The 21,226-nt window shown below is 73.1% G+C and carries 11 protein-coding genes; 7 read left to right on the plus strand and 4 right to left on the minus strand.

What is annotated here, in order from left to right:
* Positions 1 to 108: 108 nt before the first annotated feature.
* Together K7C98_RS25220 and K7C98_RS25225 are read right to left on the minus strand one after the other, a co-directional pair.
* Complete coding sequence (locus K7C98_RS25220; RefSeq protein WP_224194314.1) at positions 109 to 1,221, minus strand: S-(hydroxymethyl)glutathione dehydrogenase/class III alcohol dehydrogenase; 1,113 nt, start codon at positions 1,219 to 1,221, stop codon at positions 109 to 111.
* A gap of 10 nt (positions 1,222 to 1,231) precedes the next feature.
* Entirely contained in the window at positions 1,232 to 1,804 is a 573-nt protein-coding gene (locus K7C98_RS25225; protein ID WP_224194315.1) for a hypothetical protein, read from the minus strand.
* Between the two features lie 251 nt (positions 1,805 to 2,055).
* Between K7C98_RS25225 and K7C98_RS25230 the strand changes: the two genes are divergently transcribed.
* The 4 genes from K7C98_RS25230 to K7C98_RS25245 all read left to right on the plus strand — a co-directional run bounded on the left by K7C98_RS25230 (position 2,056) and on the right by K7C98_RS25245 (position 12,756).
* Positions 2,056 to 2,880, plus strand: coding sequence for a DNA-processing protein DprA (locus tag K7C98_RS25230; protein WP_224194316.1), 825 nt, complete (start codon positions 2,056 to 2,058; stop codon positions 2,878 to 2,880).
* Between the two features lie 122 nt (positions 2,881 to 3,002).
* Positions 3,003 to 4,952: an acetate--CoA ligase gene (gene acs / locus K7C98_RS25235; protein ID WP_224194317.1), complete on the plus strand. Its 1,950-nt coding sequence runs from the start codon at positions 3,003 to 3,005 to the stop codon at positions 4,950 to 4,952.
* Between the two features lie 96 nt (positions 4,953 to 5,048).
* Positions 5,049 to 8,861, plus strand: coding sequence for a DUF3857 domain-containing protein (locus K7C98_RS25240; protein ID WP_224194318.1), 3,813 nt, complete (start codon positions 5,049 to 5,051; stop codon positions 8,859 to 8,861).
* Between the two features lie 43 nt (positions 8,862 to 8,904).
* A complete protein-coding gene (locus K7C98_RS25245; RefSeq protein WP_224194319.1) occupies positions 8,905 to 12,756 on the plus strand; it encodes a hypothetical protein in 3,852 nt (1,283 codons plus the stop codon).
* Between the two features lie 96 nt (positions 12,757 to 12,852).
* Here the strand turns inward: K7C98_RS25245 and lon are convergent, their stop codons facing one another.
* Complete coding sequence (lon, locus tag K7C98_RS25250; RefSeq protein WP_224194320.1) at positions 12,853 to 15,252, minus strand: endopeptidase La; 2,400 nt, start codon at positions 15,250 to 15,252, stop codon at positions 12,853 to 12,855.
* Positions 15,253 to 15,341: 89 nt separating this feature from the next.
* Here lon and K7C98_RS25255 point away from each other — a divergent pair, with 89 nt between their 5' ends.
* The 3 genes from K7C98_RS25255 to K7C98_RS25265 all read left to right on the plus strand — a co-directional run bounded on the left by K7C98_RS25255 (position 15,342) and on the right by K7C98_RS25265 (position 19,367).
* Complete coding sequence (locus K7C98_RS25255) at positions 15,342 to 17,321, plus strand: hypothetical protein (protein ID WP_224194321.1); 1,980 nt, start codon at positions 15,342 to 15,344, stop codon at positions 17,319 to 17,321.
* Positions 17,322 to 17,381: 60 nt separating this feature from the next.
* Positions 17,382 to 18,647, plus strand: coding sequence for a hypothetical protein (locus K7C98_RS25260; protein WP_224194322.1), 1,266 nt, complete (start codon positions 17,382 to 17,384; stop codon positions 18,645 to 18,647).
* Positions 18,648 to 18,863: 216 nt separating this feature from the next.
* Complete coding sequence (locus K7C98_RS25265) at positions 18,864 to 19,367, plus strand: hypothetical protein (RefSeq protein ID WP_224194323.1); 504 nt, start codon at positions 18,864 to 18,866, stop codon at positions 19,365 to 19,367.
* A 345-nt stretch (positions 19,368 to 19,712) separates the two neighbouring features.
* Here the strand turns inward: K7C98_RS25265 and miaB are convergent, their stop codons facing one another.
* Entirely contained in the window at positions 19,713 to 21,089 is a 1,377-nt protein-coding gene (gene miaB, locus K7C98_RS25270; protein ID WP_224194324.1) for a tRNA (N6-isopentenyl adenosine(37)-C2)-methylthiotransferase MiaB, read from the minus strand.
* Between the last annotated feature and the right edge of the window lie 137 nt (positions 21,090 to 21,226).

Raw genomic sequence — 21,226 nt, forward strand, 5'->3', positions numbered from 1 at the left:
TGTCGGCGGGGCGAGCACGCTGTCGGTGCGCCCGGCCGGCCGCTCCCTCGCTCGGACGAGGAGCGGCCCGCGAAGGGCCGCTCGCGGCGATTCGGCGCGCGGGCGCGGTCAGAACGTGACGACGGTGCGGATCGACTCGCCGTGGTGCATGAGGTCGAACGCGTCGTTGATCTTCTCGACCGGCAGCACGTGGGTGATGAGGTCGTCGATGTTGATCTTCTTGTCCATGTACCAGTCGACGATCTTCGGCACGTCGCGCCGGCCCTTCGCGCCGCCGAACGCCGAGCCCTTCCAGACGCGGCCGGTGACCAACTGGAACGGGCGCGTGCTGATCTCTTCGCCCGCGCCCGCGACGCCGATGATCACCGAGGTGCCCCAGCCCTTGTGACAGCACTCGAGCGCCTGTCGCATCACGGTGACGTTGCCGACGCACTCGAACGAGAAGTCGGCGCCGCCCCCGGTGAGGTTGACGATGTGGGGCACGAGCTCGGCCGCCGGGACCTGGCTGGCGTCGACGAAGTGGGTCATGCCGAAGCGCTCGGCGATGGCCTTGCGCCCGGGGTTGAGGTCGACGCCGACGATCATGTTGGCGCCGACCATGCGCGCGCCCTGGATCACGTTGAGGCCGATGCCGCCGAGGCCGAACACCACGACGTTGTCGCCCGGGCGCACCTTGGCGGTGTTGATGACCGCGCCGACGCCGGTCGTCACGCCGCAGCCGATGTAGCAGACCTTGTCGAACGGGGCGTCCTCGCGGATCTTCGCCACCGCGATCTCGGGCAGCACGGTGTAGTTCGAGAACGTCGAGCAGCCCATGTAGTGGAACAGCTTCTGCCCGCCGATCGAGAACCGGCTGGTGCCGTCGGGCATCAGGCCCTGGCCCTGCGTCGACCGGATCGCCTGGCACAAGTTGGTCCTTTCGGACAGGCAGAACTTGCACTGGCGGCACTCGGGCGTGTAGAGCGGGATCGCGTGGTCGCCCTTCTTCACCGACGTCACGCCGGGGCCGACGTCGACCACCACGCCTGCGCCCTCGTGGCCGAGGATCGTCGGGAACAGGCCCTCGGGGTCCTTGCCGGACAGGGTGAAGGCGTCGGTGTGGCACACCCCCGTCGCCTTGATCTCGAGCAAAACTTCGCCGGCGCGTGGTCCTTCGAGATCGACGGTCTCGATCTGAAGGGGCGCGCCGGCACGATGAGCGACTGCAGCCTTGACCTTCACCCGGGCACGATTAGCCCGGGCAGACCAGGTTGTCGAGAGGGTCGCAGCCCACGACCCACGCCTCGGGGTCGAGGCACTCGGACGAGGGCGCCTTCATGCACGCGGTGAAGAACTCGCGCGGCTGCAGCTCGCAGCGGTACACGCCCTTGAGCCAGCGGCCGCCGGCGTCGCTCTCGCCCGAGGCCTGGCGCAGCGTCTCGCCGGGGCCGACGATCACGTAGTCGAGGCGGGCGGTGGCGTCACTGAACTCGGCGACCGTCTCGATCAGCGCGGGCTCGCCGCTGGCGAGGGTGGCGAACACGCAGAGATCGCTGGTGGTGAGCGCGGCGCCGAGGCTGGCGTCGAAGTTGGCGCCGAGGAACGGGAACTCGCACGGCACGTCGATCTCGCACTCGAGCAGCGACCGCGGCGCGGCGTCCTTCTCGGCCGTCTCGTCGTCGTCCTCCTCGGAGCCGGCGGACTCGCCGCCCGAGGTGGCGCCGGCCGAGCTGTCGTCGGCCGGTTCGAAGGCCCCGGTGGTGTCCTCGGCGCAGGCGGGAGCGAGCACGAGAACCGCGAGGAGGGGGCTGACGAGGCGGGCCATGACGTCGGAGGCGATGCACGTCGTGGGCGAACCGGACGGCAGTGAAAAGCTCAATGATTTCAGCCCTATGAAGATATTCAACGCGGCGGTTGTCCCGCCATCGGGACATCCCTGTCAGGGGGTCGGACACGCGCTCGCAACGCCGATCCGGGTGCGTGCCGCGAGCACGATCCCGCGAAACGTCCGAGCCTGCCAAAGCTGGCGCGCGGCGGCTCGTGCAAAAGCGAGGGCCCGGCGAGCGACTCCTCCATGTGTTCACGACGCGACCCTTCACCTCCGCGGATCTCGGCCTCGCCGGCTCCGGTCCTCGTTTCCTCGCCGGCGAGCTGCCCCCGGCGCCCCGCGTGGCGATCGTCGGCAGCCGCGCGGCGCGTCGCGATCGCCTCGCGCTGCTGGGACCGGCGACCGCGGCCATGCGCGCCGCGGGCCTCGCCCTGGTCTCCGGCGGCGCGATCGGCATCGACATCGCGGCCCACCGCGCGGCGCTGGCCGCCGCCGTGCCGCAGCTGGCGGTGCTGCCGTGCGGCGCCGATCGTCCCTATCCCTCGCAACATGTCCCCTGGTACAGGTCGATCGCCGCCGCGGCCGGATCAGGGCTGCTGTTCTGTCACCCGCCGGGCACCGAGCCGTGCAAGGCGATGTTCGCCAGCCGCAACGCGCTCGTCGTCGAGCTCGCGGCCGCGGTGCTGGTGGTCGAGGCGGCCGGGCGCTCGGGCAGCCACGGCACCGGGCTGTGCGCCCTCAAGCGCAAGCGCCCGCTGGCCGTGGTGCTCGGCAGCCCCGGCTGCGCCGATCTCGTCGCTCGCGGCGCGACCGGCCTGCCGGGCGAGCCCGACGCCTTCGCGGCCGCGTTCACCACCTGGCTCGCGCGCGTCTCCGGGGCCGCGGTCACGCTCGAGCGGCGCTGGCCCGAGCCGCTGCGCTGGCTCGACGCGGCGCTCGCCGAGGCCGGACCGCGCGGCCTCGGCCTCGACGCGGTGCCCGATCTGCTGACGCGCCTCGTCGACATCCTCGAGGCCGAGCGCCTCGGCCTCGTCGTCGAGTCGCCGCCCGGCCGCTACCGGCGCGTCGGCTAGGCGGCCGCGACGCCCACACCCGGGCTCGGCGAGAGCGGCGTTCTTGCGGGGCCACGCGCGGCTCGTCGCGGCCTCGGCCGAAGTTTCCCGCGGGCGATCGCGGCGGAGTTATCCTCGCCGCCATGTCCGAGTCGACCCTGGTTCCGCCGCCGCCCGCGTTCGCGGCGAGCGCTCACGTGTCCTCGCGCGCCGCCTACGAGGCGCTCTACCGCCGCAGCGTCGCAGATCCGGCGGGGTTCTGGGCCGAGCAGGCGGCGCGGCTGGCGTGGCACCGGCCGTTCGACGCGGTGTGCGACGCCGACGCGCGGCCCGGCGAGATCGCGTGGTTTCACGGCGGTCGGCTCAACGTCAGCTACAACTGCGTCGATCGCCACGCCGCGGTCACGCCCGATCGGCCGGCGATCTTGTGGGCCCGCAACGAGCCCGGCGAGTACGAGACCATCACCTTCCGCGAGCTGCAGGAGCGCGTCGGTCGGTTCGCCAACGTGCTGCGGGCCCACGGCGTCCGCAAGGGCGACCGCGTGTGCATCTACCTGCCGATGATCCCCGAGATCGCGTACGCCATGCTGGCCTGCGCGAGGATCGGCGCCGTGCACTCGGTCGTGTTCGCCGGCTTCAGCGCCGACGCGCTGCGGGAGCGGATCCTCGACGCCGACTGCGCCGTCGTCATCACCGCCGACGAGGGCCTGCGCGGGCCGAAGCGGGTGCCGCTGAAGTCGGTCGTCGACGAGGCGGTCGCTCACCTCGACGGCGTGCGCAGCGTGCTCGTGGCCCGGCGCACCGGCGCCGCCATAGCGATGAAGCCCGGCCGCGATCTGTGGCTCGCCGACGAGCTGGCCCGCCAGCGCGCGACCTGTCCGATCGAGTGGGTCGACAGCGAGGATCCGCTGTTCGTCCTCTACACCTCGGGCTCGACCGGCAAGCCCAAGGGCGTGCTCCACACCACCGGCGGCTACCTCGTCTACGCCGCCACCACGCATCACTACGTGTTCGACGCGCGCCCCGGCGACATCCACTTCTGCGCCGCCGATGCCGGCTGGATCACCGGACACAGCTACATCGTCTACGGTCCCCTGGCCAACGGCGTCACCACGGTGATGTTCGAGTCGCTCCCGACCTACCCGGACGCCGGGCGCTACTGGCAGGTCGTCGACGACCTGCGCGCGACCATCGTCTACACCGCGCCGACGGCCCTGCGCGCGCTGCTGCGCGAGGGCGATGAACCTGTCCGCAAGTACAGGCGCGACAGCATCCGCGTGCTCGGCAGCGTCGGCGAGCCGATCAACCCCGACGTGTGGCGCTGGTACCACGACGTCGTCGGCGAGGGTCGTTGCCCGGTGGTCGACACCTGGTGGCAGACCGAGACCGGCGGGATCCTCATCGCGCCGCTGCCGGGCGCGATCGCCTGCAAGCCGGGCTCGGCGACGCTGCCGTTCTTCGGCGTGGTCCCCGTGCTGGTCGACGACGACGGCAAGGTCGTCGAGGGCAACGACGTGGCCGGCAACCTGTGCCTCGCGGGCAGCTGGCCCGGGCAGGCGCGCACGATCTACGGCGACCACGCGCGCTTCCTCGCCAACTACTTCGCGCGCTTCCCCGGCTACTACTTCACCGGCGACGGCTGCCGCCGCGACGCCGACGGCTACTACTGGATCACCGGCCGCGTCGACGACGTGCTCAACGTCGCCGGCCACCGCCTCGGCACCGCCGAGATCGAGAGCGCGCTGGTCGGCCACGCCGCGGTGGTCGAGGCCGCGGTGGTCGGCTTCCCGCACGCGCTGAAGGGGCAGGGGATCTGCGCCTACGTCATCACCCGGCCCGAATTCGACGCCTGGGACCGCGAGGAGCTGGCCGGCGCGCTCAAAGAACAGGTCCGAAAGGCCATCAGCCCGATCGCCACGCCCGACCGGATCTTGCTGGTGCGCGGGCTGCCGAAGACGCGCTCGGGCAAGATCATGCGCAGGATCCTGCGCAGGATCGCGGCCGGTGACTTCGACCCGGCCGGCTTCGGCGACACCAGCACGCTGGCCGAGCCCGCGGTGGTCGACGACATCGTCGCGCTGGCTCGCGGCTGATCGCGCGCGCGTCGCCGGCCCGCCGCGCCGCCCGCCTCGCGCAAATGAGCGCGGAGTGTGGCAACCCGCGAAAAACTCCCGCATCATGGGCCGCCCATGCTCGCCGTCACAGCCGCCCGCCACGCCTGGCTCGCGCTCGCGCTCGCCGTGGCCCCGGGAGCGGCCGCTCCGTCCACAGCACCCGTTTCGCCGCCCGCCGCGCCCCCGCAGGCCGCGCTGTTCCAGCCGGGGATCCGCGACGCCGCTCACCCTGGCCGCTGGGTCCGCGAGTTCGAGCGACGCAAGGCGATCCTGCGCAACGAACCTGGCCCGGCGGCCATCCTCGCGCTCCTCGGCGTGGTCTACGACCTCCACGGCGAGGTCCCGCGCGACGAGCTGCTGGCCTTCGTCGACGCCGCGCGCAAGCACCGGGAGCCGCTGGTCGCCAGCTACGCCGGCTACGTGCGCGGGCAGCTGCTCGAGCACGAGGGGCAGGGGGGTCAGGAGGCCGAGGCGGCGCTGCGCGCCGAGGGCTACCTGCTCGACTGGCAGATCGTCGGCCCGTTCGACAACAGCGGCCGCGGCGGCCACGACCAGGTGTTCGAGCCCGAGACCGCGCCGTTTTCGGCCGGCCAGACCTTCGTCGGCAAGTTGCCGGGCGAGCCGTTGCCGTGGCGGCAATTCGTCCACGCCAAGGCGCCGCGCAGCGGCTTCGTCAACCTCGGCGACCTGCTCCAGCCGGACTCGGACGTCACCGGCTACGCGACCCTGTGGATCCGCAGCGACAAGGCGGTCGACGCCGCGCTGCACATCGGCGCCGCCGGGGCCTACAAGGCCTGGCTCGACGGCGTCCCGGTCGGCCAGGCCGACAGCTACCACTCGCCCAACGCGCTCCAGGACGCCCACCCGATGCGCCTCCAGGCCGGGTGGAACCGCCTGCTGGTCAAGCTCGGCGCCGACGAGGGATTGTGGGGCTTCTACGCCCGCGTCAGCGCCCCCTCGGGCGCGCCGCTGAGCGGCCTGAAGATCCAGAACGCGGCCCCGGACGCGGTTCAAGCGTCAGGTGAAAAAGCGTCGGCTAACCCACTGAAAATAGCCGAGAAACCGCCCGCGAAATTGAAGCCCGTCCGGAGCCTCCGCGGGCTCCTCGAGGCGCGCGCGCAGGGGCCGCGACCGCGCCCGGCCGACCGCCTCGCGCTGGTCGAGTTCTACCGCTGGACCGCGCCGTTCGCCCCCGAGGATCGCACCGCGGTCGACCGCGCTCGCGAGGCCGACGAAGCGGTCAAGAGCGCCCGCAGCGCCCAGCTGCTGTCGATCCTCGACCCCGACCAGAACTCGAGCCGCACCGCGCTGCTCAGCGGCATCGCCCGCGCGCGCAAAGAGGGCCCGGCCAGCGCCTCGCTGCTGGCGTCGATGCTGGCCGACCTGAGCCTGCGCTACCAGAGCCTCGGGCTCGAGGAGCGGGGCCGGGCGCTGCTCGACGAGGCGTTCGCCACCACCCCCGACGACGTGCTCATCGAGCTCACGCTGGCCACGCGGCTGGCGAGCGACGGCTTCCCGCTGGCCGCGCTCGAGTGGGTCGAGGACATGCTGAAGCGCTACCCCGGGTCGGCGCTGCTGCTGCGCGACAAGGCCGACCGCCTGCTCGAGTTCGGGCGCACCGAGCCGGCGCTGGCGCTGCTCGAGAAGCTGGCCGGCGACCGGCCGACCGACGGCGGGCTGGCGCGGCAGATCGCCGACGGCAAGCTGCGGCTCGGCAAGCCGGACGCGGCCGCCGAGGTCGGCCGCCGCCGCGCGGCCGCCGTGCCCGGCTTGCCGGAGGCGTTCCGCGAGCTCGCCCGGCTCGAGGAGGCGCGCGGCGATCTGACCCGCGCCCGCGCGGCGCTTCAGGCCGCCGTCGACCTCGCGCCGCAGGACGCCGACCTCCACACCGCGCTCGGGCGCCTGGCCGCGCGCGACGGTGACGGCGCGGCCGCGATCCGCAGCGTGCGCCGCTCGCTGGCCCTGCGGCCGCAGCAGCCCGATCTGCGCGACTACCTGGCCACCCTCGACGCGACCCAAAAGGACGACCTGCTGGCCCGCTATCCGGTCGACTTCGGGGCCCTGGCCAAGAAGCCGACCCCGAAGTCTTGGGCCGGCAAGGACGCCGGGGTGCTGCTCCACCGCACGGTCGTGCGCGTGCTGCCCAACGGCCTGACCGAGCGGCTCGAGCACCGCGTGGTGCGGATCCTCGACGACCGCGGGATCCGCAGCCAGGCCGTGCAGGGCATGGTCTACGACCCCGAGGAGGCCTACGTCGACGTCCGCCGCGCGCGCGTGCGGCGGGCCGACGGCCGGATCGAGGAGATCGGCGATCCGACGGTGGTCTCGCTGACCGACGCCGGCTACCGCATGTTCTACGACCAGCGCCAGCAGCGGGTGAACTTCAGCGGCCTGCGGGTCGGCGACGTGCTCGAGGTCGCGTTCATGCGCCGCGACACCGCGCTGCGCAACAAGTTCGACGACTACTTCGGCGAGATGGCGCCGCTCGAGGGGTTCGAGCCGCAGCTGCTGCGCGAGTACATCCTCGAGGCGCCGGCCTCGCGCAAGCTGTACTTCAACCAGCCGGTCCAGCAGGAGCCCGGGCCGACCAAGGACACGGTGCGCTACAAGGTGACGACCGGCGAGCGCCGCGGGGTCAAGCCCGAGAACGGCATGCCGGGCTGGACCGAGCTGGTCAAGTACCTCCACGTCAGCACCTTCAGCGACTGGGACGCGGTCGGCCGCTGGTACTGGAACCTGGTCAAGGAGCAGCTGGTCGTCGACGCCAAGATCAAGGGCGCCGTGCAGGAGGTGCTCAAGGGCCTGCCGAAGAACGCGAGCGAGCGCGACAAGGTGCGCGCGCTCTACAAGCACGTCATCACGTCGACGCGCTACGTCGGGCTCGAGTTCGGCATCCACGGCTTCAAGCCGTACCGCACCACCGACGTGTACGACCGCCGCTTCGGCGACTGCAAGGACAAGGCGAGCCTGCTCAAGGTCATGCTCGCCGAGGCCGGCATCGCCTCGCACCTGGTGCTGGTGCGCACGCGCGACCAGGGCACCCTGGGCGACGCGCCGGCGAGCCTGTCGGCCTTCAACCACGCGATCACCTACGTCCCGAGCCTCGACCTCTACCTCGACGGCACCGCCGAGTTCTCCGGCGCCGAGGAGCTGCCGACCGGCGATCAGGGCGCGACGGTGCTGGTGGTGCGCGACGGCAAGGGCGCCGAGTTCAAGACGATCCCGGTCAGCCAGCCCGGCGACAACCGCCAGATCGTGCACCAGACGGTCGAGCTCAAGCCCGACGGCGGCGCCGACGTGAAGCACCTGTTCACCGTCACCGGCGCCGCGGCGGCCTCGTGGCGCAGCGCGCTGCAGGCGGCCGAGACGCGCAAGGAGCGGCTGACGCAGGTGTGGGGCGGGCAGTTCCCCGGGCTCGAGATCCGCGAGCTCGAGGCGCCGGGCATCGGCGACGTGCTCCACCCGGTCCAGGTGCGCACCGCCTGGACCGTGCCGGCGTGGGCCCAGCGCCAGGGCGACGTCCTGCGCTTCAACGTCCTCGGCCACCGCACCGGGCTGCAGCGCGGCCTCGCCGGCCAGGCGGCGCGCGAGCACGACCTCTTGATGGCCGCCCCGGCCACCGAGATCAACGTCATCGAGGTCACCGCGCCCAAGGGCTACACCTTCGGCCACGCGCCCGCGAGCAAGACGTTCGAGACCCCGTTCGCCCGCTTCTCGCTCGCCGTCGCCGGCCGCGGCGACCGCGTCGAGGTCCGCACCGAGCTCGAGTACCGCACCCACCGCTTCAAGGCCGCCGACTATCGCGCGCTGCGCGAGTTCCTCGGCCAGGTCGACGGCGCCCTCGAGCAGGCGTTCGAGCTCCGGCCCGAGCCGCGGGGGGCGAACTGACATGTCCCGGAGCACCTTGCCCTTTCACCCTGTTCGTTCGCGCATGTCCCTTCGTGCAGCCCTGATCTCGACGCTGCTGGCCGCCGCGGCCGCGCCCGCCTGCAAGCCGCGGGAGGCGACCCAGGAGCCGCACACCGAGGACAGCGCGCGGGCCCGCCTGCGCGCGCTCGAGGCCCGCCTCAAGTCGCACCCCGACGACGACGGCGCCTGGCGCGAGGCGGCCCACCTGCAGTGGCTGTTCCTCAAGCAGGCCGCCAAGGCGCGGCCGATCCTCGACCGCCTGGCCGCCAAGGGCGACATGGTCGCGCAGGCCTCGCGGATGATCTTCGCCGACGCCCGCCTCGACGCCAAGACGACGCGCAGCATGGCCCAGGCGCTGATCACCGGGGCTGCTGCCGCACCGCAAGCGGACCCGGAGGCGCGCCGCGTCCAGGTCGGCCTGGCCGAGCTGGCCGCGCGCCTGATGGCCGAGAACCACGGCGAGCTGCCCGACGACGACGACGAGTTCGTCCGCTTCTACAAGAAGCTGGCGAAGGACCGCCTGCCGGTCGAGGTCCGCCAGCCGCTGGTCAGCCTGCGGGCCCAGATCGCCCGCCGCCACGACGAGCCGTACCTGCAGTACTACGACGAGCAGGGCTGCGTGCGCGCGTTCCAGGTCGGCCCGGTCGAGGGCAGCCTCGAGGCGCTCGAGCTCCGCGCTGCCGCGAAGGACATGTCCTCCGGGACAGATAAGTTCCGCGCCGACCCGACGGCCGTGCTGACGCCGCTGGCCTGCGCCGTGCGCACCTGGAACCTGACCCCGCGCGGCGGCGTCCGGCGCATGCGCACGACCCTGACTGTCCCCGGGGACAGCCTCACGCTGGGCCTGTCGAGCCAGGAGCCGATGCGCGTCTACCTCGACGGCAAGCCGATCTACCGCAGCGACCGCGCCGACCGCTGGCCGGCCAGCGACAACCTGCTGCAGCTGAAGGTCGCGCCCGGGCCGCACCGCCTCGAGGTCCACACCGCGGCGGCGCGCGAGAAGACGTGGGTGCTGGTGCGGGCGACCGACGCCCAGGGCAAGGCGGTCCCCGCCAGGGCCGACGGCCCGGCGGCGACGACCCCGTTCACCGGCGAGCCGCAGCGGGTCGGCCACCACGACCTGCTGGCCGACCGCGGGCCGCTGGCCGGCGCCAGCTACCTGCCGCTGCGCGCCTACCTGGCGGCCGCCGACGCGCTGGCCGAGGGCGACTCCGACGCGGCCGAGCGCTACACCGGCAACCTGCAGGCCTACGGGCCCGACTTCCCCGAAGGCCAGGTGCTGGTCGCGGCGTTCGAGATCGCCGACCCGACGCGCGAGCGCACCGCCTCGACGTCGCGCCAGCGCGAGGCGATCGAGGAGGCGCTGCGCCTGGCGCCCGACCTCGACCGCGCGCGCGTGCGCCTGCTCGAGCTCGACCTCGAGAAGAACGAGGTCAGCGAGGTCGAGGCCGCCCTGGCCGCGCTGCCCGCCAAGGCGCTGCGCCACGTGCCCGGCGAGATGGTCCGCTTCGCCGCGTACCTCGCCCGCGGCAACGAGCCGCTGGCCGAGGCCGCGCTGGCCCGCGCCGCGGCGATCCACCCGCGCGCGTGCGCGGTGCTCAAGGCGCAGCGGACGCTGGCCCAGCGGCGCAGCGAGGTCGCCCGCGAGGACGCGCTGGCGATCGAGCTCGAGCGCTGCGGCGGCACCACCGGCTCGCGCGCGGCGCTGGCGTTCCGCCGCGGCCGCAACGCCGACGCGCGCGCGCTGCTGCTCAAGCTGCTCGAGCGCACGCCCGACGACATCGACGTGATCGAGCAGCTCGCCGAGCTCGAGATCTCCGAGGGCAACTACGAGGCCGCGATCGCGTGGCGCAAGAAGGTCCTGGCGCTGCGGCCGTTCGGCGCGCGCACGCTGGTGGCCACCGCCGACCTGCTGGCCCGCGCCGGCGATCCGGCGGCCGCGCGCGCGCGCGTCAAGGAGGCGCTGACCAAGGCGCCGCAGAGCACCGCCCTGCACACGATCGCCGCCGGCCTCGGGATCCCCGACGACCTCCAGCAATTGCGCGTGGAGGGCCCGCCGCTGGTCGCCGCCTACAAGGCCGCCAACTTCGCCGTCGCGGCGCCGCCCGGGGCCGAGAACGCCCCGCGGCCGACCGACTACGAGGGCGCCAGCGAGGTGCTTGTGCTCGACCGCAGCGCGATCCGGGTCTACGAGGACGGCAGCCAGCGCCAGGTCGTGCACACGATCGTCGAGCTGCGCAGCAAGGAGGCGATCGATCGCTACGGCGAGATCACGCCGCCCGAGGGCGCCAGGGTGCTGACGCTGCACACCATCAAGGCCGACGGCACCGTGTTCGAGCCGGAGTCGATCCCGGAGAAGAGCGGCCTCAGCCTGCGCGGGCTGCAGATCGGCGACTGCGTCGAGTACGAGCTGCTGCTCGACCGCGAGCCGCTCGGCCTCTTGCCCGGGTACGTCGACCTCACGACCTTCCGCTTCCAGTCGCCCGACGTGCCGTTCCACGTGTCGGAGCTGCTGGTCGCGCACCCCAAGTCGGTGGCGATCAAGGTCGATCGCCGGGCCGGCGCGCCGGCGACCGTCGAGGGGCCGATGCCCGGCACCGACCTGGTCTTGAAGACATGGAAGGTCGAGCGCTCGAAGCGGATCGGCGTCGAGCCGCAGATGCGCCACATCCTCGACGAGGTGCCCTCGGTCCGCGTCTACACCGACGTCGACCCGAACAAGTGGCTCGCCAGCCTCGGCCTGCGGATCTACACCGGCCAGCGCGCCAACCCCGAGCTGCGCACGCTGGCCGCCAACCTCACGCGCAACGCGTCCACGCCGCAGGCCAAGCTGCAGGCGCTGTGGTCGTGGGTGGTCGAGGAGATCGAGGAGGCCGGCGACATCACGGTGCCGGCCACGGCGTCGCTGTCGGCCCACCGCGGCAACCGCCTGACGCTGCTCAAGGCGCTGCTGCGCGAGGCCGGGGTGAAGTCGGAGCTGTGGCTGGTGCGCGACAACTTCACCATCAAGCCGCTGCCCGGCGGCAGCCCGATGCTCGAGGGCTACGAGGTGCCGGTCCTGGCCGTGAACACCGGGGGCAAGGCGCCGACGATCGTGCTCACCAGCTCGAAGGTGCTGCCGATCGGCTACCTCCTGCCCGGGCTGTCGAAGGCCCAGGCGATGCGCGTGCAGCTCGGCGAGGACGAGGCCGCCCCGGGCCCGGTCCGGCTGCCGGCCTCGCCGCCGGCGCTGGCCGACCGCCGCAGCTACGACCTCGAGCTCGAGCTGGCGCGCGACGGCACCGGCACGCTGCGCGGCACGATCGAGCTCCAGGGCATGGAGGCGGCGGCCTGGCGCGACGTCCTGCGCACGCTCGACGCCGACCGCATCAACGAGGGCTTCGAGCGCGCCGAGCTCGGCGCGATCCTGGTCGGCTCGGGCGCCGAGCTGGTCAGCCTCGACATCGAGCACAAGCTCGACCTGCCCAAGCCGCTGCGCCTGGTGTTCACCGCCAAGATCCGCGGCGCGATCGTGCAGCAGAGCGGCGAGCTGCTCATGCGCGCCAACGCGGTGCCGATGAACATGGGCCTCAACTACGCCTCGCTGCCGCAGCGCAAGACCGGCTGGGCCATGCCGTACGCGCCCGTCCTCGAGGCCAGCGTGACGATCAAGCTCGACGGCGCCAGCTTCACCGCGCCGCCGACCGACGAGACGATCGAGGGGCCGTTCGGGACCTACCGCCGCACGATCAAGCAGGTCGCGCCGAACCAGCTCAAGCTGACCACGCGCTCGACCCTGGTGGTCGGCACCTACGAGGCCGCGCGCTACCCCGAGATCGTCGGCTACACCCGCCAGATCAAGGCCGCCGAGGACCAGGTCATCCGCGCCAAGTGAAGCGGCGCGGAGCGACATGTCTTGGCGGGCATGTCGCTGGGGATATGCCTGAACGGACATGCCCCGCAGGACATGTCCGTTCGCACCGGCGCCGCGCTACTCGGCGGCCTCGACGTCCTCGCTCGGCAGCAGCACGGCGTCGAGGACCTCGCGGATGTGCTTGACGTAGTGGAGGCGCATGTCGGCGCGGGCGGCCTCGGGGATCTCGGGCTCGTCCTTGCGGTTGCGGTCGGGCAGGATGACGTCGCGGATCCCGGCGCGGTGGGCGGCGAGGACCTTCTCGCGGATCCCGCCGACCGGCAGCACCTGGCCGCGCAGCGTGATCTCGCCGGTCATAGCGACGTCGACGCGCGCCGGCCGGCGCGAGAACAGCGACACCAGCGCGGTCGAGATGGCGATGCCGGCCGAGGGGCCGTCCTTGGGCACCGCGCCGGCCGGGAAGTGGATGTGCACGTCGTAGTGCTTCATCAGGTCGCGGACCACGGCGGCGTCGGCCCCGAGCTCGGCGCCGCGGCTGCGCACCAGGCTGAGCGCGGCCTGGGCCGACTCCTTCATGACCTCGCCGAGCTTGCCGGTGAGCCGCAGGTGACCTGTCCCTCGGGTCAGGGTCGCCTCGACGAACAGGATCGTCCCGCCGGTCGGGGTCCAGCCGAGGCCGGTGACCAGGCCGGGGGAGGGCTCCTTGGCCGCCAGCTCGTCGTAGTAGCGCGGCGGGCCGAGGATCCGCAGCGCCTCGTCGGCGCCGACGACCAGGCCCGGCTGCTTGCCCTCGGCGATCTGCATGGCGACGTCGCGCAGCAGCGAGGCCAGCTCGCGCTCGAGGTTGCGGACCCCGGACTCGCGCGTGTACTGGGTGGCGAGCGTCAGCAGGACGTCCTCGGGGACCTCGACCGCGACCTCGGACAGGCCGTTCTCCTGGCGCTGCTTGGGCAGCAGGTGGCGCCTGGCGATCTCGAGCTTCTCCTCGATGGTGTAGCCGGTGAGCTGGATGATCTCGAGGCGGTCGCGCAGGACCCCGGGGATCGTGCCGAGGTCGTTGGCGGTGCACAGGAAGATGACCTTCGACAGGTCGTAGTCGACGCCGAGGTAGTGGTCGTGGAAGGCCGTGTTCTGCTCGGGGTCGAGCGCCTCGAGCAGCGCCGAGGCCGGGTCGCCGCGCAGGTTGGCGCCGACCAGCTTGTCGATCTCGTCGAGGACGATGACCGGGTTCTTGCTGCCGGCGCGCTTCATCGCCTGGATGAAGCGCCCGGGCAGCGCGCCGATGTACGTGCGCCGGTGGCCGCGGATCTCGGCGTCGTCGCGGATGCCGCCGAGCGAGATCCGGACGTAGCGGCGGCCGAGCGCGTCGGCGATGCTGCGCCCGAGCGAGGTCTTGCCGACCCCCGGCGGGCCGACGAGGCAGAGGATCGGGCCGCGCTTGTCGGGCGCCAGCTTGCGCACGCACAGGTACTCGAGCACGCGCTTCTTGACCTTCTGCAGCCCGTAGTGGTTGGCCTCGAGCAGGCTGCGCGCGGCGCCCATGTCGAGCTTGTCGGCCGTCATCGTCGCCGGGCTCCACGGCAGGTCGGCGATCCACTCGAGCCAGGTGCGGCAGGTGGTCGCCTCGCTGCTCTGCGGGTTCATCCGCCGCAGGCGCCCGAGCTCGCGGTCGGCCGCGGTCCTGACCTCCGGCGGCAGCTCGGCGGCCTGCAGCCGCCGCTCGAGGTCCTGCAGCGCGCGCTCCTCGGCCTCGCCCTCCGACTCGCCCAGCTCGTGCTGGATCGCCTTGAGCTTGTGGCGCAGCAGCGCGTCGTGCTCGTGCTTCGACAGGTGCTCGCGGACGTAGCGATCGAGGTCGCGCTTGACCTGCAGCACGTTGGTGCGGTGGCTCAGCAGCTCGATGACCTTGCGCAGGCGGGCGACGACGTCGGTCTCCTGCTGCAGCGCCAGCCGCTCGTCGCCGTCGAGCTCGACGTGCGCGGCCGCGAGGTCGGCGATCAGGCTCGGCGAGCGCTCGGCCAGGATCGTCGCCTGCGCCTGCGCCCGCGCCTTGGACTTGGCGGCCGAGGGCTGCAGGCCGTCGTGCTGCTTGACCAGGTCTTGCAGCGCCCCCGCGAGCGCGTAGGCGAGGGTCGGCTCGTGGACGATCTCGGCGGCGGTGTCGAACTCGGCGATCTGATAGTCGCGCTCGGGGTAGATGTCGTGCAGGCGCACGCGGCTCAGGCCGCGCAGCGTGACCGAGGTGCGGCCGGGCGTGCCGGCCAGCACCTGCACGACCTCGCAGGCGATGGCGACCGGATACAGTTGATCGAGGGCGGGCGTGGCGGCGGAGGTGTCGCGCAGCAGCACGGCGATGACGCGCCCCGCGCCGCCGCGGGCCCGGTCTTGCGCCGCGCGCACCGCCTGCATCGCCGGCGAGCTGCGTCCGAGGTCGACCGGCTGGGTCGTACCCGGCAGGACGATGGCGCCGCGCAGGGGCAGGAGGGGGAGCGGCCCGGTGATCGCGGGAGAGGACATCGGCGGGGAGGTTAGCCGATCTGCGCCGCCTCGCCGCGCCGCTCTGGTAAAAGAGCCGCGTGTCCGCGGGCCCTGCCGCTCCCGAGATCGTGTCGCCTCCTTCCGGGGCCGCGCCGGCCGTCGCCGACCTCGGCGGCGTGGCCGTCGCCGCGGGCGTCGGGCTGGCGGCGGGGCTGTCGGTGCCGCTCGCGTGGGGGGTCGTGCCGGCGCTGCTGGTCGGCCTCGGCGCGATCCTGCTTGTCGCCCGTCGCGGCCCGGGAGCCCCCGATCCGGCCGACGTCGCCGCGATGCCGCGGGCGCGCCGGATCGCGCTGGCGGCCCTGATCCTGGCCCCGGCGATCCCGATCGTCACCGTCGCCGCGCGGGCCGTCGCCGGCGTGGTCGTGGCCTACCCGGCGGCGCTGTGGGCGGCCGCGCCGGGGCTGGTCGCCGCGCTCGTGTTGGCCCTGACCCGAAGGACATGGCTGCAAGGACTTGTCCTTTTGGCCATGGTCTTCGGGACATTCACGGCCGGGGCCTGGGGCGCCCGCTTCGAGGCCGCCGGGGCGCACGCCCGCGGCGAGACGTGGGGCGGGCCGATCCTCGGCATCCACCCGTTCCAGACCACCGCGGTGCTGGTCGACGGCTACGGCCCGTTCGACCTGCCGATCAACGACTACGTCGAGCCCGACGGCAGCAAGGGCTACGGGCCGGCCGGGCTGGCCGAGGCGCTGACGCGCGACCTGCACGCGATCGCCGAGTTGCAGTACGCCGAGCACGGGCCGGCGCGCGCATACAAGGCTTTCGCCGAGGCCACGGCGGTCGCCGAGGAGCTGCCGGAGGTGCGCGAGCGGCTCGACCGGCCGGAGGAGCAGCCGACCCAGCCGCGCCTGCGCGTCACCTCCGGCGGCGTCGGCCGCGGCTCGCGGGTCGAGTTCGTGTGCCCCGGCGCGCCCAACGACCCGCGCCCGCGCAAGCCCGACGCGGTGATGGAGCGCATGTGCCCCGACAAGTACAGCTCGGAGGCCAGCGCCGGCCTCGGGCTGACCGGGCGCTGGACCGGCTACACCGAGGCGCTGGGCCAGCCGCGGCTGTCGCTGGCGCGCGCGCTCGGCTGGCCGCGCGAGCGGGTCCACGGCGAGCTGCGGGCGTGGGCCTGGATCGCGCTCGGCCTGGTGGCTCTGGCCGCCCTCGGGCCGCGCGGAGGCGCCGCCGCCGGCCTGGCGCGCTGGGGCGGGGCCGTCGCCGCGATCGCGGCTGTCCTTTCGCTCCTGCTCCTCGGGCCAGGTCTCTCGGTACAGGTCGAGGCGTGGACGCGGCCGGCCGGGTGGGAGGCGCCGCGGGGGCTGGCGCCGTGGGTCGCGCTCCTGGCTCTCGGGTCAGGTCACGCCGCGATCGCGGCGGGCACCGGCCGCGCGGCGGCCCGGTGGCGAGGCCTGGTCCCGCGGGCGCTCCCGATCCTCGCCGGCACGCTCGGGCTGGCGTGCAGCCTTGCGGCGGCGACATGGTGGACCCCGGTGCTGGCGCCGCCGGTCGACCTCTCGCGGCCGTTGCCGCTGGCGGAGGCGATCGCCGGGCTGGGGGAGGCGCTGCACCGCGGCAGCGGGATCCCGATCGACGAGGCCGAGGGGATCGTCGCGGCCTCGGCGGTCGCGCTGCTCCTCGGCCTGCTGGCGGCCTTGCTCGGCCCCGTGGTGCGCTTCGCGGGATCTGCGCTCGGACCGCGGAGGCCGGTGTTGGCGGGTCACCTGGCGTTGCTGGCGGTGATCGTCCCGGCGGCGTCGCTCGTGCTGTCGCGCATGTCCGCGGGCGGTGCGGCTCTCCTCGCGCCGGCCGCGGCGCTGGCGTGGATGGCCGGCACCGGCCTGGCGCTGGTCGCTCCGGGCGGGCGGCGCCGGCCCGCGGTCGCCGAGCACCTGCTGGCGGCCGTGATCGTGGTCGTGGCGGGGTGCCAGGCCCTCGCGGCGCACGACAACCGGACCATGCGGATCGCCCTCGGGATCGGGGTCCTGATCACCCTCGCAGGTCTCATGTTGCTCCGGCGGGTCCGTTCCGCGTCGGATTCTGCTACCCCTGGGCCTCGGCCATGATCCAGGGGCTTTCCAGCCCAAAATCAGACCGCTATCATCCCCGCGCTCCCAGACCCGCACATGACCGCCGCCATCACGTCGTCTCGCCCGTCGCCGCTGCTCCGCGCCTTCACCGGCGTCCTCTGTGCGGCGCTCGCCTTCTCGCCGTTGCCCGCGGCTGCCTCCTCGCCCGCCTCCTTCGGCATGTTCGCCGCGGCGCCGGCCGCCCCGGCGAGCGCCGGCAACACCGTCGGGCTGTTCCGCCTGTCGGGCGACCCGGCGACGGCGGAGAACCTCCGCTCGCAGATCCTCACCGACATGAGCGCCGCCGGCTTCAACGTGAAGGGTGTCGCGCTCGACATCGACGCCGCGGCCGGCAAGGTCAAGTGCAAGGGCGGAGCCGACGCGTGCGTCGGCAAGGTCATCGAGTGGCTCAACAAGGGCGCCGCCAAGTCGGGCGCCACGTACGACTACCTGGTCTACGGGACCGTCGGGAACGGGACCCCGGCCTCGATCGTCATCTATGACGTCGCCAAGAAGGCCAAGGTCAAGGAGTTCACGCCGTCGCTCAACCCCGACGACCTGATCCTCCCGCTGGCGCTGCCGCGGGCGATGGTCGCCACGCTGAACGACTACCGCACGCCGCCGGCCCCGGCCACGCCCGAGGAGCAGAAGATCCTCGCCGAGCTCGACGAGCCGGCCAAGACGCCCGAGGAGCTGGCGGCCGAGAAGGCGGCCATCGACGACGCCGTCGGCAAGGTCGCGGCGGGGCAGGGCGAGCTCATCGACACCAGCAACATCAAGGTCGACCTCAAGAAGGACTTCAAGGAGTTCTGCCGCAACGGCCCGCCGAAGCCGCGCGTCAACAAGGACGACCCCAAGGACCTGCGCCCGGCGTGCAAGCGCGGGCCCGTGTTCGGCTACTGGCAGACCCGCGCGTGGGTGGCCCTCGGCCTCACCGCCGGCGCGCTGCTCACCACCGGCATCTTCTACTCGCTCGGCCTCGCGGCCCGCGGCCCCTACAAGTCGGCGCTGAACGACCTCAACAACTCCGGCCTCGACAAGACCAAGCCGCTGGAGTCCGACGCCTACACGGCGATGGCCGCCGACGTGGCCGACAAGGGCAACACCATGCGCAACCGCCTGATCGGCGGCGACGTCGCCCTGCTCACCACCGTCCTCCTGGCCGGCGTGCTCGCCGTCATCATCTACCAGGACCGCACCGACGCGAAGGACTTCATCAAGACCGAGAAGAGCCTCAAGTCGGTGTCGCGGATCCAGAACGTGCGCGGCGGCCCGATCCTCAGCCGCGGCATGCAGGGCTTCGGCGTCGGCTTCAACTTCTGAGCCGCCCCCGCGCGACCGGCCACGAGGGCCCGCTGCCGTCCGGCGCGGGCCCTCGGTGCGTTTCGTGGGTGTACGAAAGCACATGTCGAAAGAGGCATGTCCTTCCGAGCAGGTGTTTCGGCGGCGCGCGGGAAGGCGCTCGGCTCGCTCCATGCCGTCGGATCATCCGCGCCCGTTGCCTGCGCCGCGGGGATGTGCTGCCGTGCACGGCACACCGTGCCGACCGGCCTCCTCGTCCTCCTCGTCGTGCTGGCCGTCGTCGTGCCGGCGTTCTGGCTCGGGCTCCGCGCGGCGCTCCGCCACCAACGGGCGTACAACGCGAGTCTCCCGAAGGTTCCGCCCGCGCCGGCTCGGCCCGACCCGGACCGGGAGCTGGTGAGCGCGGCGCGGCGTCTCGCCGACGCCTACGTCTTCGATCCCGCGCTCGCCGTCGACGTCACGGAGGAGATGCTCCGCGAGCGGCCGACCGAGTGGCATGGCAAGACGATCCGCGTGACCGCCGTGTGGTCGCACATGTTGGAGAGCTCGTTCATCGGTCCGGCCTTCGTCGTGTCGAGGCACCACGAGGGCCGGCTCCCGTGGGGGAAGCACCGCGTCCGCGCCACCGGCCTGTGGCTGTTCCCGCGCGCGCAGGCCTCGACGCGGAGCCTGCCCGGCTTCGGCCACCTCGGCATGAGCTGGGGCGAGTTCCACGTCCACGAGCTCGTCGTGCTCGAGTGACGCGCGCGCTGTCGGACCGACGCTCGCCCGCTCCGGATCGGAGCCCGGTCCGAGTGTTTCCGGACGCCGACCCATCGCCCGGCGACGAGCGGGGCCGCGAAGCTCTCCGCAGGCGGGCACGAGGCGGCGAATTGGGACGCCGGTGGGACGGAGACGCGGTTCAGCGCGCGCGGGCGCACAGCCGGCCGTGCTCGCGGTGAACCTGTCCTCATGGTCATCCTGTCCGAAGAGACAGCGCCGAGCACGTGAACCGGTAGGGGCCCGCCGAGCGAGGGGCCCGATTCGCCGCCTCGTGCCCGCCGTCACGACGATCTCCGCAGCCCCGCGCCCCCGAGCGCGACCGAGTCAGCCCGCGATCAGCGAGTGGCCGGTGGTCGCGGCGATGTCGACCTCGACTGTCTGTCCCGGAGTACCTGTCCCGAGAGGCAGCAGCACGCTCTGGAACCGCGGCGTGCGCCCGAGCAGGCGGTCGCCGCGGTGCGACAGGCCGCTGATGAGCACGCGCTCGCGCTTGCCGACGCGGGCCTGGTGCGACGCGCGGGTGTGCTGCTCCTGCAGCTCGATGACTTCTTGCAGGCGGCGGCCCTTGACCTCGTCGGGCACGTCGTCCTGCAGCTTGCGGGCGGCGTAGGTGATCCCGCGGTCGCTGTAGCGGAACATGAACGCGGAGTCGAACCGGACCTCGCGCATGAGCGACAGCGTCTCGGCGTGGTCGTCCTCGGTCTCGCCGCAGAAGCCGACCATGAGGTCGGTCGACAGCGCGAGGTCGGGGATCGCGGCGCGCAGGCGGGCGACCAGGTCGACGAACTCGGCGCGCGAGTAGCCGCGCTTCATGGCGGTGAGCATGCGATCGGAGCCCGACTGCGCCGGCAGGTGGATGTACGGGCAGACCTTGTCGAGCTCGGCCATCGTGGCGATCAGCTGCGCGGTGAAGTCGACGGGGTAGGGGCTGGTGAAGCGGATCCGCTCGATGCCGTCGATCGCGGCCAGGGCGCGCAGCAGATCGGCGAAGCTCGCGTCGTCCCACACGTACGAGTTGACCGTCTGGCCGAGCAGGACGATCTCTTTGTAGCCGCGCTCGGCCAGGTGCCGGGCCTGGCGCAGGACCTCGCGCGGGGCCACGCCGCGCTCGCGGCCGCGGGTGTACGGGACCACGCAGAACGTGCAGAACTTGTCGCAGCCGCGCTGGATCGTGACCTGGCCGCTGACGCCGTCGTCGTCAGGCACGCCGTCGAGGCCCTCGTAGGTCTCGTCGCGGTCGAGCGTGACGTCGACGACCCGCTCGCCGGCGCGCGCGCGGTCGACCAGGACGCCGATCCGGCGGTAGCTGTCGGGGCCGGCGACGAGGCCGATGTGCGGGGCCTGCTTCTGGACCTTGTCGCGCAGGTGCTCGGCCATGCATCCGGTGATGCCGAACACCAGAGCGGGGTTGTCCTTCTTGTGCCGCAGCAGCTGGCTGGTGCGCCCGTAGACCCGCTCCTCGGCCTTCTCGCGCACGGCGCAGGTGTTGAGCAGGATCACGTCGGCGGCCGCCGGATCGGGCACGCGCACGTAGCCGCGGGCCGCCAGCTGGCCGACGATCAGCGCCGAGTCGGCCTCGTTCATCTGACAGCCGAGAGTCTCGACGTAGACGCGCGGTCCGGCCGCGGGGGGCAGCTCCGGCGCGTTCGCGGGCGGGGCCGGCGCCGGTTTCGTGCCGCGGATCTGGACCAGGCGGGTCATGGGCGCGGCATGCTACGCGAAAATCGCCGCAGCGGCCCGCGGGGAGGCTCACGCGGGGTCCGGGGCGGACCGGGGGAGGCGCCCGGGCATGCCGCAGATGTCGCCGCTTGGATCGGACGCTCGCTCCGGCTTACAAT

This window comes from Nannocystis pusilla (assembly GCF_020073745.1).
Taxonomy (GTDB): Bacteria; Myxococcota_A; Polyangia; order Nannocystales; family Nannocystaceae; genus Nannocystis; species Nannocystis radixulma.